Here is an 18,015-nt window from a genome sequence, read left to right on the forward strand (position 1 = left end):
GAAGAAGCCCGAATGGGCATCTTCGAATACATCGAGGTATTTTACAATCGCAGAAGAAGACACTCAGCGTTGGGGCACGTCAGCCCAGTTGAGTACGAAAGTATGTAGTTATGTACTGTCTACTTTTTGTGGGGTACACCAGCAAAGGAAGAAAACACAATGAAACTTATAAAGAATGTTGAAATAAGTGAATGTGAAATCGAAGGTGAAGTGTATTTTCGAATGTTCGGTCAGTACATCGCTTTATCCGCTGAAACTGATGACCTTCATTTTGCAGAAATGTGTGCGAATTACTTGGATGGGTTACAAGCCGAGATAGTCGATGAACTTTGTAGAGCATCTATCAGCTATTGTAATAGTTACCTAGAAGCAATAGGTGAACCACTCAAATCATTCTCTAGTCCACACGAAGTTCTCAAACTAATATATCCAAGCGTGTTGTTGGTTCCTTACTCAGAAGTCGGTGAGCCAGTAATTCACATGGAACTTAACTGTGAGTGGGAACCTGAGCATGGTATGGAGTGGATAATTAGAAACGATAAAGTACTATATGTGGGCGCTTTCAACGGTGAAGACCCTGGGTCTAACTTCGACGTAAAAGCCCCGTGGAATTATGCCTAATAAATTGTTTAAGAGTGATTCGGCACGCGTGGCATTTTTTTACTATGCGTTAGTTTTTGTGTTTAAGGTGGTATGCGGAAGCTTTGGTATTGCGCGCCTCACACCTTAACAAGGCGTTAGGCTATTGAGGAGAATTTGAGCTTGAAAACAGTTTGCGTAGCTCTAAGTATGTTGCTTATTTCATCGCTTGCATATGCAGCAGTCTTTCCTGGTTTTCAGGGGCATTATGAGCGGTATAACAATGATCAATTGGATACTGACACTGCCTTTATTGACTTAACTAAGGTGGGTTCGAACACATACGAACTATCTGGTACATCAGTTTGGGTAGGTGACTCTTCTTCTGGCCTTGTAAATTTTGGAGAAATCGACGGAGTTGTAACGTTAAAAGGTTATCAAATAGACTATGACGTTGACGGCTTTACTCTCCAAGTTTTATTAGATCAAGATACCCTCGTAGTTAGCAAAGACAACGGTTGTGGTGGGCTACATGTCACTTTCAATGGGACGTACGTGAGAATCTCAGAGGGTCAATAGCCTAACAAACTGTTCAAGAGGGATTCGCAACGCTTGGCATTTTCACTATGCGTTGGTTTTAGTGTTTAAGGCGGTATGCGGCGGCTCTTGTATTGCGTTGCTCACCCCTTAACAGGGCGTTATGTAATTCAAGTAGTAAGGAGTATCTAATGAGTATCAAAAACGAATTAATAGAGCACTTTGAGGGATTAATGTTGCCTGAGAATTTGTTGCCACTGATTAGTTTTGATGATGAAGTCGCATCAGATGCGTACTTTTCAGAAGGGTTTGAGTTTTCAATCGATCAAGAGAAACTGGGTTTAAAAACGTACTCGGAGAGTAAAGAGTTTCTCAACTCTATTTATGAATTTGCAAGTGCAGATGCAAGTGGATCTTCCTATGGTTTTTGGCTAAAAGACGGTAATAGAAACTTAGAAAATGCGCCAATAGTTGCTTTTGGTAGTGAAGGTGGTTACCACGTAGTAGCTCGTAATTTTAATGAATTACTTCAAATATTAACGTTTGATTGTGAGCCCATGATTGAATGGGATAGCGTGTGCTACTATCGAGATCCCGATGACTATGAGCCTAGTGAACATAGTGGAGAATATTGCACTTGGTTAAAAGTTCGTGGTATCGAGCAAACCGAAGATGCTGATGAAATTGTTAAAGAGGCTCAGCAAGAGTATCAAGAGTCATTCAGTAATTGGTTTTCAAAGTTTTATAGGGAGTAAGTTCGGCTTTGTCGCCGTCACATAACAAACTGTTTAAGAGGGATTCGCAACGCGTGGCATTTTCACAATGCGTTAGTTTAAGTGATTAAGGTGGTATGCGGCGGCTTTGGTATTGCGTTACTCACCCCTTAATAGGGCGTTTGTACGGGGTTGAAATCAAAGGTCATCAGTTTTGGTGTTTATCTGTTTCGGCGCTCGTCTTTACACCTTACAGTTTGTACCTTTCATGTTCTTTCCGGTGGCACTATATGCGGAGTGTTCGCTTTGATTTCTCCGTTTACGGTTTCTAACTCTTAGCCTATTTCTTTGGCGCTTCTTCATTTTCGTGGTGGCTTTTGAGAGAACCTTGATTATTTTTGGTGTGGCTGTTGAAGTACGAGGAAAGAATCCTTTTCTAATTTGAAGCCAGTGAAAGTAGGGCTGTTCAGTGCGTTTTTCTTCTAGCCAACTCACGTTTCTCAATGGCGGTAAAGTTTTGTAGCTGCCCGTCTCACTTCAGTGTTCAAAGCCTTTCATATCATGCCAGTTTTCAATATCTTGGAGCGCATAAATAGAAGTAGCGCATGTACTAACAAATTGCTTAAGAGTGATTCGTAACGCGTGGCATTTTTACTTTGCGGTGGCTTATGTGATTAAGGCGCTGTGCGGTAGCTTTTGTATTGCGTTACTCACACCTTAGCAAGGCGTTAGAATAAATTGGAAGCTTCAGAGATGATATCTAAATATAAGTCGTTCGAACCAAAAATAATTCCTTCAAGTGCTCTCACTAAGTTAGGTTTATCAAGCGTTTTAGATGTGCCAATTCAACCGGAGTCGTTCTCTCAATTGAATTATTGCTATAACAATGTTCAAAAGCATTTAGAAAACAATGCTGGCACGATGGTGTTTGGCTGGGTAACTTCAGTCTGGGGTAATCTTGTTCTAAGACTAACTGCACACGTAGTTGTTCAGAAGCCCGACGGAAAATTAGTCTGTGTATCGCCATCGGCGTTAAATGCGAAAAAAGTAAAGTTCATACCAGACCCTGAAATCTCCGTTCTCATCAAAAATGGTCGTATGCCGATAAAGCATATGGCAATAAAAGAACATGAGCTTGTTCAACAAGTTTTAGACATTGAGGCAGAATTTGAGGCTTTGCATCTTTCAGGTGCTGGAGCAATAACGGCGCAAGTAGCTAACGAGTTCGACTTTAGACGTGCTCTAGCGTATTCAAAGCTTGAAAAACTAGTGCGAGAAGTAACTTCAAAAAATGATCTGTGCTTTTGCGGTTCAACTAAACAGCGGAAAAAGTGCTGTAAATAAATTTATTCTAACAAACTGTTCAATAGCGATTCGCAACGCGTGGCATTTTAACTGTGCGTTGAGCTCAGTGATTAAATCGGTATGCGGAAGGTTCGGTATTGCGTTGCTCAACTCCAAAAGGTCATTAATACTCAAAGGTCAAATATGGATATTTACCCAGAAATCGAGTTATCTAAAGCACAGCATAATGCAATTGAAGCTCTTAGAAACCAGTCGTTTCCTGAACATTAAGTTACTCGCTCTTACTATAAGCAACTCCCGCATATGAGAGTTCTGAATTACGAAGGTGATCAGTTAGTTGGTTACATGGGATTAGACTACAGAGTTGTTCGCGTTGGTGATGAAATTTATAAAGTATTAGGTGTGAGTGACTTTTGTGTCGAGAGCACAGTTCAAAGACAAGGTATTGGCACAAAAATGTTGTCTCAACTCAGCGAGTATGCGTCCACTAAAGATGTCGACTTCATCATTTTAGTCTCCGATTTGGAGCGTTTTTATGTGGCTAATGGTTATATGCGCCTTAACTCTCTAAGTTCTTGGTTGCGAGTTCACGAACATAAAAATTACGGTGTCGCTGTAGAGCAACTAGATGATTTATATGTTAAACCTATCAGCGGTAAAACTTGGGCTGTTGGTCATATAGATTGGTTAGGGTATATGTATTAGTCTGTAGTGGGCTAATAAATTGTTAAAAAAGAAATACTACACGTGGCATTTTCAATTAGCGTTTCTTATGCCTTACGTGCGCGTTTTCCCACAAGGAGTAATATGTGATTGTAGTAGCAAGGTTTTCTTTTCCTCATGAAGCTCATATTGCGAGAGCAAGCCTAGATAGTGTCGGAATAGAAAGTTACATCGCTGACGAGCACACGGTAAATACTCAGTGGCTTTATTCAAATGCAATAGGCGGCGTCCGTCTGATGGTGGCCGAAAGTGATGCAGAAGATGCGAAACAAATACTTAGTAGCGATTTCTCAGAATCATTGGGAAATGAAGTTGACGTTGATGAAGAAAAAGACGTTTGCCCTAAATGTGGTAGTAAAGATCTATTTGCATTTACAAAAGGTAAACGCCCAGCTTTCTTAGTTTTTATTTTACTGGGTTTTCCACTGTTTTTTTACAAGCATGGTTATAAGTGTAAGCAGTGTGGGGAGTTTAGTGAAAAACTTTAAATCTTTAGATAACAAGGCATTAAAGAGATAATTTGTACTCGTAGTATTTTTACGATGAGTTATGTCGAGTGCCTATACAAGAAGTCAGAGTTACTGCTTGCTTACAAGCAAAGCATTATACGATAGTGAAGGAATAACATTGAATGAGTGAAATTAAAACAATAGAGCAGTTAAAAGAAATTTACGCAGAGCCAAGTGCGAGAGCTAAAAATAAAGCTCTGCCTGTGCTGGATGTTCATGCGATTACATTAATTAATAACTGCCATTTTGCAGTTCTAAGTACCGCTGATTCACAAGGGTATATCGATCTTTCTCCTAAAGGAGGGGAGCCTGGCTTCGTAAAAGTTTTAGATGAATCAACATTGCTGCTCCCTGATAGCTCGGGGAACAATCGTATCGATAGTCTAAAAAATATCATTAGTAACCCCAAGGTAGGGTTGTTATTGATGGTAAACGGTATTGATGAAGTGCTCCGTATTAAAGGAATCGCAAGTATTCACACCGACGCCAACTTGATATCTGCTTGCCCCGATGGAAGTAAAGATCCTAAGGTTGTTATCAAAATAGTCATAGAGAGTATGTACTTTCATTGTGCGAAAGCGGTGATGAGAGGGAAACTTTGGTCTGATGACTATAAAGTAAATCGCTCAATTCTCCCTTCATTAGCTCAAATCTTTAAAGATCAACAAAAGTTAGAAAGTAAAGCGCTTAATCAAGAAGAGATGTTGAAATATTACCAATCTAGCCTTTAGAACAAGCGTGGTAATATATTGAAAAGATAGAAAAATCAGGTTCGACCTTGCTTTACGGAAGTATGGATTAGGTTTAGTGGGGATGTTACTGTCTCAATAGCGTTAGTTCACAAATAAACAATTGTTAGTCCAAATTTTAAAATGAAAAATGCAGGAAAATTTACTCTAGAAAATTACGTTTTGGCTAGTCCGGGAGTTAGGTGTGTTGGACAAATGATTGATCTTTTTGTCAGTTTTAGCATTTTTACTCTCGTTTTATAGGTCGGCTTAGAAATCGGTATTGAAAAAGAGCTTGTGCGCGCTACAGCAGTAACTGCGACTGTATCGTATTACCTTTTTTCTGATTGTTTACCAAATGGTCAAAGTGTGGGTAAAAAACTTTTGGGCATTGCAGTTATAAGTGCAAGAACGGGTAAAAAGTGCAATATTTTTCAGTCGCTCTTTCGAAATGTTATTACTCCATTCTTCGGTTTTATTGACTCAATTTTCATTCTTGGTAAAAAGAGGCAACGTCTCGGTGATAAGTTAGTGAGAACGGTGGTGGTAGTGCACTAAATTGATAGCGCTGAGGACTAGGGTTCAAGTCGGGCTTTGTTTTCGTGGTGGGACAGCCTCGCTTAGGTGGTAGCGTTACTCACATACTGAATGTAGCGTTGTAAGAAAATTGGTATTGGAGTCCAAGTTTTATGTCAGAAAAAGAGAAAATGTTAGCAGGTGAGCTTTATGACCCAAGTGATGAAGAGTTATTAAAGTTAAGGTTGAGCGCTAGGTTACTAACTGAAAAATTGAATGCCACGTCTGTTGAGCATAAACAAAAGCGAGTTCAAATAACTAAGCGCTTGTTTGGCACAACAGGTGACGATATTCATGTTGAATCTTCTTTCAATTGCGACTACGGATCCAACATTCACGTTGGAGATAATTTTTACGCTAATTTTGGTTGTGTGATTTTGGATGTTGCGGAAGTTAAGTTTGGTGATAACTGTTTACTTGGGCCTCAAGTTGGCATTTATACTGCGACTCATCCCTTAGATCCTATCGAGAGGAACAGTGGTTTAGAGCTAGCAAAGCCCATAAACATTGGTGACAATTGTTGGATAGGTGGCCATGCCGTAATCAACCCTGGCGTAACACTTGGGAACAACGTGGTGGTAGCCTCTGGCGCAGTCGTTACAAAGAGTTTTAGAGACAATGTCGTTGTTGGTGGCAACCCAGCCAGAGTACTGAAGGAAATCGTCACTAAGCGATAATAAAGTATATGGACTATTTTGAGCCTGAGTTTAGGACTTATGATCAACTCACCCCAAGCTTTGATGCGTTCAACGGTTACTTGTTGACGCACTTGAATGTCTAAAATTTGCTTCAATATAGAGTCGTTACACGTGGCGCTTTTACCGTGCGTTGAGCTTGTTTAAAAGTCTCATACGAAATCATTTGTATTACGTGTCTCACACTTTTATTGGATTTTCGTCACCAATAACGAACCAAAAGGCTGACCCCAAAATGTTAGTAACAAAGATTGAAACGGAACGATTAATTCTAAGAGAGCTAGTTGAAGATGATGCAAGCGAATTGTTTGACATCTTCTCAGACCATGAGGTCATGAAATATTGGAACTCTGGCCCTTGGGTTTCAATTGAAGAAGCGCGGACATTTATAGCCAAGAGTACACAGGCCATGAATAGGAATACAGAAGTGACACTAGGCATCTTCCTAAAGAGCAATGGCCAACTTCTGGGTAAGATAATGCTGTTTAATCACGTGAAAGAGTCTAGGCGCGCAGAAATTGGCTTTGGCGTGAGTCGTCATTTCTGGGGTAAAGGCATTGTATTAGAGGCGGGAACTGCATTAATCGAACACGCATTCAAAACACTGAATCTACGTCGAATCGAGGCTGAGATAGATCCAGACAATGCTTCTTCAGGTAAAGTCTTGGAACGGTTAGGTTTTATAAAGGAAGGTTTCCTTAGGCAGCGTTGGGAAGTGAATGGAGTAGTCTCAGATTCAGCAATTTACGGGTTGTTAGCTAAACCCCTGGACAGCGTTTAGTACCCAGCCTTAAAAGCATCTAATAGATCTAGCCTGCTCGTACTCAATACACAGCCTTACACTTGACGGCGAGGTTTCTTGAATTGACTTGGTGGTCAGTGAATGTACTATCACGGATAGGACTTACTGCAAGGATAGCAGCATGAGCGAGAAATTATTTTGGGTTAATCCCTACCAAACAGAACTTAACTCAAGAGTGACCAATGTAGACGGAAATAAGGTTGAATTGGACCAGACTATCTTCTTTGCAGAGTCTGGAGGCCAAGAGAGTGATAAAGGAACGATTAATGGTATTCCGGTTTTGATTGCTCAAAAGTTAGGTGTTCGACTTATTTACACATTGGAATCCTCTCCAAATTTTACTCTTGGTGACATTGTAACTACGAATATTGATTGGAAGCGTAGATATGCCTTAATGAAGCTACACTTTGCGGCTGAAGTGGTGCTCGAGATGTTTTATCAGCGTCGGGAAGGCATTGTTAAGATAGGCGCGCATATTTCTGAAAATAAGAGTCGCATAGATTTCGAGTGGTCTGAAAGTATTGGCCCGCTATTGAAAGAAATTGAAACTGATGTGCAAGATTTGATTAACTCTGATTCAGTTATTATTAGTGACTTTTCCGATCAAGAGAGTGAAAGAAGGTATTGGAGAGTGGATGGGTTTGCGCAAGTGCCTTGCGGTGGCACTCACTTAAAGCGCACATCAGAAGTCGGCCAAATTCAATTAAAACGCAAGAACATCGGTAAAGGCAAAGAAAGGGTAGAGATAACCTTATGCTCGTAAGTCGATAGGGCATTAGAAATAGATTCCTAACACGTGGCATTTAATTCATGGTGAGATTCACATTTGCGATATGAAGGTTGAGATTGAGGGCGTGTTGGCTACTTCTGAACGAAAGGTTACAGGGGTGAGAGGATGATATGTCGAAAGTAACATTGAAAGGCTTTATTTTAGTTCCGGAAAAGGATTTAGAATTAGTAAAACATGAGTTAATAATTCACAAAAGGCTCACGTTAGAAGAGTCGGGCTGCCTTACTTTTCTTGTGACTCAAAGCTCGACTAATCCGTTTCGTTTTGATGTCTATGAGGAGTTCGTCGACAAAGCCTCTTTTAAACAACATCAGGAAAGAGTTCAAGCCTCACATTGGGGAAAAGTAACAGCCAATGTTAAACGGCAATACGAAATCTTTGAATGTGTGCATGACTAATCGAATCGGAGTGATTTAGAGCGTTTACGCTTTGTTTTTTAGATTGCTCTACGCTCTACTATGTTGCTTTATTCATCTATTAACCTGGCTTAGTGTTCTTAATGCTTTGCCGTATTAAATCTAGAAATTTTAATGGAAGTGTTATGTTTAGAGTTGTGTATGAATGGCGTGTGCCAAGTGAAAAAATGGATGAGTTTCAAAATATATGGCGTTCGACGACAGATTCAATTCATGAGTCAGTAGATGGGGCGCTTGGTAGTTTTATGCTTCGTTCTTACGATGTACCGGAAAAGGTTTTAACTATTGCCAAGTGGCGAACACGTGAAGACTGGGAGCGGTTTTGGGGAACTAGTAACCCAGAAAAAATGAAGAAGATGAGTGAAATTGCAGAGCGTATTTCAGTTGAACCATTCGATGAAATTGAAGATAGAACTAAGTAGGGCAATAGAAACGTTAAAGTGATGCCTAATGAACAGTTTGGCGGATAATATGAAAGACAGCCTTAACCAAGGAATAGGGTTATGCAGATTTTAATCGTTGGAGGTAGTAAGGGGCTAGGAAGGTTCTTGGCTACGAACTTACAGGGTACAGAAATTTATGCGATTTCTAGATCAAAGCTAGTTGAGGAGGGAGTCGCTTCTGTTTGTATTGACGTTGATCCCGATAAAAAACCAGATTACACGTGCTTCAAAGGTGTAGAGTTTGACATCATAGTTTATTTGGCGTCGATGTGGGGAGAGTCTTCAGAATTGACAACAAACGAACTGATTGAGTTTATGAATGTTGGCCCGATTGGGTATCTTAATTTAGTCAATGAGCTTAACGCTTTAGGTTCACTTAACGATAAATGCAATATTGTATCTATTGGCTCTACAGCAGAGCTTTCAGAAAGTAGTGAATACCCTGCATTCGCCCTCAGTAAAAGATTACTCAAAGATATTTCTAGCCAGCTGCAAAACGTTTATCGTGATTACCGCTTTACTCATTTTACAATAGGTGGGATCGGGCATGCTGAAGAGGAACGTATTGAGTATTCGAGTGTTTTGGAGATTATAAATATGCTAACTAAGCTTGATCCAAACACATACCTTTCAAATATGTATATAAAGTCCAAGCTAGGAATGTAGCTCTCAAGCTGTATTACGTACCTGCTCCTATGGTTTGGCATCATGTGCATTCTTTTTATTGAGCTATGGTTATAACTCCAATGAAAGGAGTTTACTTATGTCATACATTGATGGTTTTGTCGCTGCAGTACCGACAGCGAATAAAGAAAAGTATATCGCACACGCAAAAATAGCAGCAGAAATGTTCAGGGAGTTTGGGGCCTTAAAGGTTGTTGAGACGTGGGGGAGTGAAGTACCAGATGGTGAGATCACATCATTTCCCATGGCAGTTAACGCTGAAAGCAACGAAACCGTTGTGTTTTCGTGGGTAGTCTGGCCTTCAAAAGAAGTTCGAGACTCAGGGTGGCTGCGGATTATGGGTGATCCTCGAATGAGTCCAGATAATAACCCAATGCCCTTTGATGGAAAGCGTCTCATTTATGGCGGATTTGATGTTATTTTGGAGCAGTAAAATACCAAAGAATCTCAACTCGATTCGTGACACTTGGTGTTTTAATCAGTATTACGCTTCTGATGTACGTTCAATAGAGTATTCCGCGATAAGTGTTGATAAAACTCCATTTGGAGGCTTAGAGTAAAAATGGAAGAGATAAATTATTCACTGATTGTCGTATCAGCTATCGCTGCCATCGCTAGCCCCGGACCTGCGACTCTTGCGATAGCAGGCACGTCAATGAACCACGGTCGACGCTTTGGTGGGTATTTGGCTGCAGGTGTTTTAACGGGGTCTTTATTTTGGTCAACCTCAGCCGCTTTTGGTCTCGCAACCATACTCTATAGCAATGTTTGGCTTTTTGAAATTCTTAGATATTGTGGGGCATTTTATCTTTTATATTTGGCTTTAAAGTCCGTACATTCTGCCTGCAACATCGAGCAGCTAAAGTTACCCAAAACATACGTAACGACAAAGAAGGGTAACTACTTAACCGGAGTGTTAATTCACTTAACTAACCCAAAGGCTATTCTGTTTTTCGGTGCGCTTTATTCGATAGGGGTTCCTCCTACGGCCAGTCCGTTGGAATTGTTGTCGGTCATTTTTGTTGTAGGGCTGGTTAGTGCTTTGGTTTTCTTTGGCTATGCTTTTCTTTTCGCGTATAAAAAGGTCAGGCAAACCTATCTCAGATCCAAAGCAGTTTTTGAAGGCGTGTTCGCGTTATTTTTTGGTGCGGCAAGTATTAAGTTGCTGCTTAGTGAGGCAGGAAAATGAAGCACAAAAGGCTTGAAGAAATAAGAATAGATAATCTATCTGATTTGACGGTCTATTAAGTATACTAAGTAGCCGATTTGTTAACTTCCATAAGAGCTGCTGGCTAGAAAAAGCTTACAACCAAACGATGCTAAATATTATCATTCAAAGGGCTAACAAAGGCCCATAATTTAATTCGTATCACTGTTCATGATTGTGCTCTTCGCGCAGTGCTGTAGTATTAGTAACGTGTTGTTAATACTAAATATAACCAATTGAAACCTGGACGTTGCATTACTTGTAGTTCGATGAAATGTTATCCCGCAAGACGTTAATTTGGAGAAAAGAATGGATTCAAACTCACTATTATTATTTGTTGTCGCTTGTCTCGCTATCAACATGATTCCTGGACCTGATGTAATTTATATTGTTTCCAATACAATGAAAGGTAAATTATCTGCTGGGCTGAAAGCGGCTCTGGGGCTTGGTATTGGTTACTTTTTTCATACACTAGCGGCATGTTTAGGTTTGTCAGCAATAATTCTGAGTTCATCTTTGGCTTTTAGCGTTGTTAAATGGTTAGGGGCCGCTTACCTAGTTTATTTAGGTGTTCAGTCATTACTGTCTATGTGGCGTGGAGAAAGTAAAATCGTTGAAAACAAAAATGTTGATAATAATAAAAATGTGTTTGTTCAGGGGGTTATCGTCAGCGTCTTGAATCCAAAAGTAGCGCTATTCTTTCTCTCGTTTCTGCCTCAATTTATTGATACGTCTGCAAGCTCAACATCAATGCAATTATTAGTACTTGGCTTGCTGTTCAGCGTACTTGCGACGACATGTAACGTTTTGTACGCCTCTGTGGGTAATTGGGTATTTAGTCGTCCACACTCTCAGCGTTATTCAAGAACTCTTGAAGGTGTTTCAGGTATTCTACTTATCAGTCTAGCGAGTAAAGTGGCATTTAGTGATCGTTAGATACAGGGCATTTTATTCTCGTGATTATTATATGGCTAAGGTTTGCTCAACCTATACGCTAAATGAGTGCTATTGCATAGGCTGAATCACAAATTTCAAAAATACCAATAAGTGAACGTATTTATTTATAGTATGGTTGGCGCGATTTTATCGTAGCTAGGTTAATAACATGAAAAATAAAGTAATTCTGTGTTCCGCATTCCTTTTGGGTTTGTCAGGTTGTGCTTCTGTTCCTACTGTTGATTCGACAGTATCAAATCAAATGAAATCATTTGAAGCACCTCAAAAGGGGAACGCAGGGATTTACATTTACCGAGAAGATGCTTTTGTCGGAGCAGCGCTTAAAAAGTATGTTTACGTCGATGGGGAATGTATTGGTGAAACCGCTCCTGGTGTATTCTTCTACCATGAGGTCGAAGGCAATAAAGAACATCAAGTAAGTACAGAGTCTGAGTTTTCTGAAAATCACTTAACTATCTTAACGGAAGAGGGCCGTAATTATTTCGTTAATCAATACATTAAAATGGGTGTATTTGTTGGTGGTGCGGGCGTAGAACTCGTAGACGAAAGCAAAGGTAAAGCAGAAGTACTAAAAGTCGACATGGCAGAAAAAGGAAACTGTTCTTCGATCTAGTTTTACTAACAGACGCTTTTTAGATTAAAAAACACATTATCAATGTAACCCAACGCTTGATGAGATCCATTTAGCGTTGGGTTTTGTATTTTTGGCAAACAGTATACCTATTTCAGACCGCATGATTTGCCACCTCCTAGCTTGAGCCCACTTATTGTTCAAAGAATCTACTTGTGAAACGTTAATTCTCGAGAGGATTTCGTAGGGAGCAATCCTACATACGCGATTAACTGATATGTCATTCCATCATTAACCTTGTCGAGTGTATTGCTAAACTAGGTAGCGGTGTGTCTCCTCTCATTAAACAAATAATAGGTATATCAGTTTTAGCTTCTATCCCTTTACATCATGTACTCGGAGCGCAATTTAAAATCAAAGGACTAACGCCAAGATTAGAGAAAAATCTTGAAAATCACCTTACACCACTAACGAAACTCTCTGTTTCAAACATTACCTCAAATCGACTAACGCAGGTGGTTAATAACGCATTAAACCCTTATGGCTACTATCATTCCGAGCTCAGAGTTCAGAGATCCGAGAATGATCTCATCACGCTTGAGGTCGACGCTGGGGAGGTGATGTTGGTGGCAAAATCTAACCTTGCCGTGTCGGGGGAGGCCTGTAACGATCAGGATTTCATCGAACTAATTAATCAAGCTCAACTTAAACAAGGGCAGCCGTTGCTTCATTCTGAGTACGACACGCTAAAACGAAACTTGATTTCATTGGCTCAGCAAAAAGGTTACTTAGATGGACGTTTTATCGAATCGTCTTTGGAAGTCATTCCAAGTTTGAATCAAGCCCATGTGAATCTGCATTTCTCTAGTGGTTCTCGTTACCAATTTGGAGAGCTCTCTGTCCTTACGTCGGGTATCGAAACGGCTCGAATAGAAGCGATGAGAACATTTGAGTGGGGCGACGATTTTGACACTTTGAAATTGAGTCAATATCAGGCCGATCTCTCCAGTACTGATTGGTTTCGCAGTGTGATTGTGAAAGCGGATTTCGAGGAGGTATTCGATGGCTATAAGGTGCCGATAGAAGTACTCGCAGAGCCGAATTCACGCAATATTGTGCAAGTCGGTGGAGGTTATTCGACAGACTTGGGGTTGCGCGCTTCGCTAAACTGGACCAAGCCTTGGTATAACGCACGTGGACACAGTTTTGAGGCACAAGCGTACGCTTCCAAACCGGAACAATCCCTATTACTTGGTTACAAAATTCCCACCCAAAATGTTCTAACGGATTACTACGGGATTCAGTTTGAATCTAAGCATGTCGACTATCGAGACACATCGAGTTTTTCTAATGATTTATCGTTTGAAAAACACTGGCAGTTAGACAGTGATTGGCAAAGCACCATGCACGTTCGTTATTTGCAAGAAAGTTATCAACAAGCGTCGGAGAATAACGAATCACAGTTGTTATTACCTGGGGTGACATTTTCACTGCTTGATCGCAAGAACGATCAATTAGAAGTAAATCACCGTCACGTCTACTCATTGGAATACTCGGACCCCAATTTTTTCTCCGATTCTCGTTTGCTGCGCATTGAAGGCAACAGTGTGCTGTCGTGGGATATTAGTGAAAAACACAAGTTTCACTTTCGTTCCAATGTCGGTATTAATGTCGCTGACACTTTGAGCGATATCCCATCATCATTACGTTTCTTTGCGGGAGGTGACGGCAATCTTCGGGGTTATGGTTATGAGTCTATCTCTCCGAGAGATGAAAATGGCGATTTAACCGGTGCTCGTTACATGTTTACTGCTGGGTTGGAATATCAATATCAGGTCTACCGCCAATTGTGGCTTGGGGCATTTTATGATGTTGGTGATGCCTTCAACGATAGGGTGGATTGGAAAAGCGGTACAGGGTTGAGTTTGATATGGAATTCAAAATACGTGCCTGTCAAAGTGGACTTTGCTTATGGTTTAGATGCCCCACAAGGAGACCAATTCCGCGTTCACTTTTCGCTAGGCACGCAGTTTTAGCGGACATTAAAAAGGCTCTCATCCTTGCAGATAGAGAGCCTTTTAAGTCTTGATTGTTTAGAGTTCAAACTCACCATTCAGTTTCTTGAATATCCAGTTAGGCGCCTTATGCCATCCACCATAGTTTGGATTCTTAGTATGGGTTTCATTCATTGATTGCCACTGAGTTTGGCCTTGTCCATCTCGAGATACTCGCCAAAACAGTTCATCTTGTTGTCGGGTTAAGTAGTGCATGACATGTTCTGCAAAGGCTTCGCTTTGGACCAACACACCAAATTCCACATTGAGGAAATCCGATCTTGGGTCGAAGTTTGATGAGCCGATATAAGTCAGCCGATCATCGAGTATCACCGTCTTGTTGTGATAATAAGTATCCGCAAGGAAGTAATGGTCATCATTGTTCGCTTGGTTTTTGTACTCAAGTATATGAACGCCCTTATCCAACAAGGTTTGACGATGCTCCTCGTAATAAGCCGGAATAAAACCAGAATCATTAGAAGCAGACGAGTTCGTCATTAACGTGATGTCCGCTTTTTGCTCCATCAAGGTATCAATAAAGGCAAATTCACCATCACTCGGTACCACGTAAGGCGTTGATATTACTGCTTTGGATGCAGTGGTTATTTGTTGCCAAACTTGGTGTTCTACACGTTTTCTAAAGTAGGGTTTGTTGTTTTCTAACTTGTCTAATGAGTCGAAAACGGGGGTGACTTGCGTAGCAATGAAGTCGGGACTGATCAGTTGTTTTACCTGTTTTTCAACTTCAGCCAGAATGATGCTTTTGTCTTTCTCACCTTTATTAAGCGCTTTAGTAAACGCGGAATAGTTTGGGGTAACGTTAACGATGTTTTCTATTGGCGTAACATGCTCGCTGTCCCAAAGCTGTTGGTAGTTTTTGTCGAACGCTCGAATAATGCTGCCTTTGAACAAGACATCCATATCAAAGAAGTTGGCTTTGCGGCTGTAACCAAAATAGTCGTCGCCAATGTTACGTCCACCTAGAATCATCCATTGATGGTCGACGTTGAAGTACTTCTCGTGCAGACGATTGTCCAAACGTTGTTGGTGAGTAGAGAAGTTGACGGCGCGACCAATCCAACCTGACTTACGTGAATCAAACGGATTGAATAAACGGATTTGAATGTTGTCGTGAGCGCTGAGATCAGCAAGCCATTTCTCGTTAAACACCAATAAATCATCGAGAGTGAGTCGAACTTGCACGCCTCGATCTGCTGCTTGCTTGAGTTCATTGAGTAGCATCAAACCAAGTGTGTCACTCTCCCAAGAAAAGTAAGTCATATCGATGCTTTTCTGAGCGTTTCTTACCAGTTCAACGCGACGAGCAAAGGCTTCTGGAGCGGTAGGAATTAAGTAAACTTCGGCTTGATGCTGAGTAGTTTGCCAATTGGCTTCAAAATCCGGTTCAACTTGAGGGTAGGGCTGGGCACAGCCAACCAATAGCACGCTGAAGATAAAGATCAGCAGAGCGCGAAGGGCGTTAGGAAACATGAGTAAACCTTCCTAATGATGTTCAAGGAATGAGGATGAAAAAAGCCAGCGAACTGGCTTTTAGGTATTCGGTAACGAGTTTTTAGTGGCTGAGGATGAAGTTACATGTGACTCAGAATCAGCCCAAGTTCCTCGAGACCGTTGAGCCGACCTTGGCGCAGTTTTGGATCGATGCCTGAGTGATGAGCATTGTCCCAGTCTTGTGTGGACTGAATACCGCCATCGTTATCGATCAGCAATACTCGATCAGTCGCGCTGTTGTATTGGAAGTCCTCAAATAAACGTTCGCTAAACCACATACGAGAGAGCTCGTTCATCATTGCTTTGTCTTTGCTACCTGGACGAACACTTGAACCATCAAGCTTTAATGCTTTATTAAACACAAATGGTAATTCCGATGCATTACAAGCGCCCACAATACAACTGATGCTTTTGAGTAAATCACCAACGTCGAGATCGCCATTTTCACCTTTTGTGTTGTAAGTCCATACGTTGAATCTAGGTGTGTAGTCAAAGTAGTAAAAGCTTGGCGTTGCTCCTGTTGCTTCTTCAGTTGAAACTTTATGACGGTTTGGACCCGTGAAGAGCAAGTCATGTAACGCGGTTTTGAATTGCTGCATGTTTTTGGACGCGCCATTCAGTTCGCTTTCATCGTTAGGGAAGAAGTCAGCCAGAGCAAGTAACTCCGTGGTTGAATCGGAGTTCCCCAAACCGAAGAACAACTTAGTCATCGCCTCATAAGCGGTGCAAGGCAGCAGTTCCAATAAGTCAGAAAGATCGAGTTCAATTGAAGCTGAATCGCTGAGTAATGAACGATATTCGGTGCGTAAACGGTTTAAGTTCGTTTCCGATTCTAGCCACTCCACCATGTATTCGACGATTAAGGTTTCGTCACCACTTTCAATGATTTCTGGTGCTTCTTGGCTCAAGATTTCAATGATAGTTGGGATCAAAAATGTCAGGCTCGGCAGCATGCCCAGAGTATTGATTTCTGCGCTGTTAGAGCCAATTACCGTTGGTACGATCCATTCACTCTCAATGGCTTGCTCAGTAAAGTGATAGCCTGGTACTTCTTTCACTAGAAACGCTGGTGGGCGATGCTCGATGTAAGGCGCAAATGGCATCAATGTAGCTAATGGGCTGTTGTCGCGTGTTGGGCTTATAACCGGAATATTCACGGCGGTCAGTATCCAGTTCTTAAGACGTTGAATAGGATCAAGCATCTCGCTTTGTACCTTCATGATCTCTTCAAGTGGTAGTAACGCAAGATCTTCAACGCTTTGCTCTGGTCTTTGGCTCTTGGCAACATCGTAACTTTTATATTCAAAGCCGTAAGGGTTGCTTTGCATGATGGCACGTTGAAAGTGCTCACCTGCGATTGCAGCATCGCCTTTTGATTGCTGTAAAATTCCCACCGACATGGCACCCGCACCTTGACCCATGAGTGTCACGTTTTGCGGATTGCCGCCGAATGCCTCTATGTTTTGTTGAACCCATTCAAGCGCGTGTTTTTGATCGCCTAGACCAAAGTTACCGCCCTCAGGGTTGTCCAAACCATCGATCCAAACACTGCCTAGCAAGCCCAAACGATAGTTAAAAGTAACTGCAATAAACGGGTTACCATCGTCAGCACCTTGTGCAACCACCATATCACCATGAATCAGCGGTTCTGAGCCCGCGCCGTATTCAAAGTCTCCACCGTGAATAAAGACATAAACTGGCAAATCTGCGTACGCTTCTGTCCCGGCAGGTCGCCAAATGTTTAGGTTCAAACAATTTTCTGATTGCGTTTGTGTCGTGGTTTTTAATTGCGGACACGCATCACCGAACTGAGTCGCATCAACATCGCCTTCAAGTGGGACCGCAATGCTGTGCTGAAAGCGGTCTGCTTGCGCAAACTGGATACCTTTGAACGCCTCTACCGCTGCCAGTTTTTCATCCGCATCAAGAGGCGTGATGACAAGGGACTCTTTGGTCGCTTGAATGGTTGCATCGCCAATTTCCAAAGCGATTTGCTCTGGTGGTAAGGGTTGTAGTGGCTTCGGGCCGTTAGGAACGCTAGGTTTACCAGAGTCATCACTGCAAGCTGCTAAGGCAAGAGTGATGGTAATGGCTAAAGTTGAGCGATTGAGTAAAGTCATTGTTATGTCCAAAAGTCATTTGGTGCGTACACCGAAAATGTTAAACGGCATCTAACAAGCGACGTCCTGACGCTTTGGCATTAATCCGTGAATG

General features: G+C 41.5%; 21 protein-coding genes and 1 pseudogene. 20 read left to right on the forward strand and 2 right to left on the reverse strand.

The features are described from left to right. From R7R78_RS15600 to R7R78_RS15695, 20 genes and pseudogenes are all read left to right on the forward strand, one after another. On the forward strand, positions 1–108 hold a 108-nt coding region (locus R7R78_RS15600; protein WP_225474030.1), incomplete at its 5' end, for an IS3 family transposase. A gap of 51 nt (positions 109–159) precedes the next feature. Beyond that, positions 160–621, forward strand: coding sequence for a DUF6985 domain-containing protein (locus tag R7R78_RS15605; protein ID WP_225473984.1), 462 nt, complete (start codon positions 160–162; stop codon positions 619–621). 141 nt (positions 622–762) lie between these two features. Continuing rightward, a complete protein-coding gene (locus tag R7R78_RS15610) occupies positions 763–1,158 on the forward strand; it encodes a hypothetical protein (protein WP_225473987.1) in 396 nt (131 codons plus the stop codon). A 149-nt stretch (positions 1,159–1,307) separates the two neighbouring features. Further along, complete coding sequence (locus tag R7R78_RS15615; RefSeq protein WP_225473990.1) at positions 1,308–1,871, forward strand: hypothetical protein; 564 nt, start codon at positions 1,308–1,310, stop codon at positions 1,869–1,871. Between the two features lie 696 nt (positions 1,872–2,567). Next, entirely contained in the window at positions 2,568–3,173 is a 606-nt protein-coding gene (locus tag R7R78_RS15620; protein WP_213867171.1) for a hypothetical protein, read from the forward strand. Between the two features lie 144 nt (positions 3,174–3,317). Beyond that, positions 3,318–3,839: pseudogene (locus R7R78_RS15625) on the forward strand (GNAT family N-acetyltransferase). Between the two features lie 104 nt (positions 3,840–3,943). Continuing rightward, entirely contained in the window at positions 3,944–4,345 is a 402-nt protein-coding gene (locus tag R7R78_RS15630) for a DUF2007 domain-containing protein (protein ID WP_005377076.1), read from the forward strand. Between the two features lie 143 nt (positions 4,346–4,488). Next, positions 4,489–5,097, forward strand: coding sequence for a pyridoxamine 5'-phosphate oxidase family protein (locus R7R78_RS15635; protein ID WP_005389306.1), 609 nt, complete (start codon positions 4,489–4,491; stop codon positions 5,095–5,097). Between the two features lie 294 nt (positions 5,098–5,391). Beyond that, the gene (locus R7R78_RS15640; protein ID WP_373924897.1) at positions 5,392–5,652 is read left to right on the forward strand and encodes an RDD family protein; all 261 of its coding nucleotides are present in this window, start codon (positions 5,392–5,394) and stop codon (positions 5,650–5,652) included. Between the two features lie 131 nt (positions 5,653–5,783). Continuing rightward, a complete protein-coding gene (locus tag R7R78_RS15645; RefSeq protein ID WP_047102727.1) occupies positions 5,784–6,347 on the forward strand; it encodes a sugar O-acetyltransferase in 564 nt (187 codons plus the stop codon). A 253-nt stretch (positions 6,348–6,600) separates the two neighbouring features. Next, positions 6,601–7,146, forward strand: a complete 546-nt coding sequence (locus R7R78_RS15650) for a GNAT family N-acetyltransferase (RefSeq protein WP_053350310.1) — start codon at positions 6,601–6,603, stop codon at positions 7,144–7,146. Positions 7,147–7,288: 142 nt separating this feature from the next. Further along, complete coding sequence (locus R7R78_RS15655; protein WP_005377082.1) at positions 7,289–7,930, forward strand: alanine--tRNA ligase-related protein; 642 nt, start codon at positions 7,289–7,291, stop codon at positions 7,928–7,930. A 137-nt stretch (positions 7,931–8,067) separates the two neighbouring features. Further along, positions 8,068–8,355, forward strand: coding sequence for a putative quinol monooxygenase (locus R7R78_RS15660; RefSeq protein ID WP_158173947.1), 288 nt, complete (start codon positions 8,068–8,070; stop codon positions 8,353–8,355). 143 nt (positions 8,356–8,498) lie between these two features. Then, on the forward strand, positions 8,499–8,795 hold the full coding sequence (locus R7R78_RS15665) for an antibiotic biosynthesis monooxygenase family protein (protein ID WP_031781322.1): 297 nt from the start codon (positions 8,499–8,501) through the stop codon (positions 8,793–8,795). A gap of 81 nt (positions 8,796–8,876) precedes the next feature. Next, a complete protein-coding gene (locus tag R7R78_RS15670) occupies positions 8,877–9,482 on the forward strand; it encodes a hypothetical protein (RefSeq protein ID WP_151514848.1) in 606 nt (201 codons plus the stop codon). A gap of 97 nt (positions 9,483–9,579) precedes the next feature. Continuing rightward, complete coding sequence (locus R7R78_RS15675; RefSeq protein WP_005387184.1) at positions 9,580–9,933, forward strand: DUF1428 domain-containing protein; 354 nt, start codon at positions 9,580–9,582, stop codon at positions 9,931–9,933. A gap of 129 nt (positions 9,934–10,062) precedes the next feature. Further along, a complete protein-coding gene (locus R7R78_RS15680) occupies positions 10,063–10,689 on the forward strand; it encodes a LysE family translocator (RefSeq protein ID WP_151514847.1) in 627 nt (208 codons plus the stop codon). Positions 10,690–11,016: 327 nt separating this feature from the next. Next, positions 11,017–11,643 (forward strand): LysE family translocator, encoded by a 627-nt coding sequence (locus R7R78_RS15685; protein ID WP_033907480.1) that lies wholly within the window; start codon positions 11,017–11,019, stop codon positions 11,641–11,643. A 169-nt stretch (positions 11,644–11,812) separates the two neighbouring features. After that, positions 11,813–12,277, forward strand: coding sequence for a DUF2846 domain-containing protein (locus R7R78_RS15690; RefSeq protein WP_005377099.1), 465 nt, complete (start codon positions 11,813–11,815; stop codon positions 12,275–12,277). 287 nt (positions 12,278–12,564) lie between these two features. After that, positions 12,565–14,271 carry an autotransporter assembly complex protein TamA gene (locus R7R78_RS15695; protein WP_225473992.1) on the forward strand — a complete coding sequence of 569 codons (1,707 nt, stop codon included), beginning with the start codon at positions 12,565–12,567 and terminating at the stop codon, positions 14,269–14,271. A gap of 57 nt (positions 14,272–14,328) precedes the next feature. Here R7R78_RS15695 and R7R78_RS15700 read toward each other — a convergent pair whose 3' ends face one another. Both R7R78_RS15700 and R7R78_RS15705 read right to left on the reverse strand, forming a co-directional pair. Continuing rightward, on the reverse strand, positions 14,329–15,780 hold the full coding sequence (locus R7R78_RS15700) for a phospholipase D family protein (RefSeq protein WP_225473993.1): 1,452 nt from the start codon (positions 15,778–15,780) through the stop codon (positions 14,329–14,331). A 101-nt stretch (positions 15,781–15,881) separates the two neighbouring features. Next, positions 15,882–17,921, reverse strand: coding sequence for a carboxylesterase family protein (locus R7R78_RS15705; protein WP_225473995.1), 2,040 nt, complete (start codon positions 17,919–17,921; stop codon positions 15,882–15,884). Positions 17,922–18,015: the final 94 nt, after the last annotated feature.

It is taken from the genome of Vibrio sp. 2134-1, assembly GCF_033339495.1.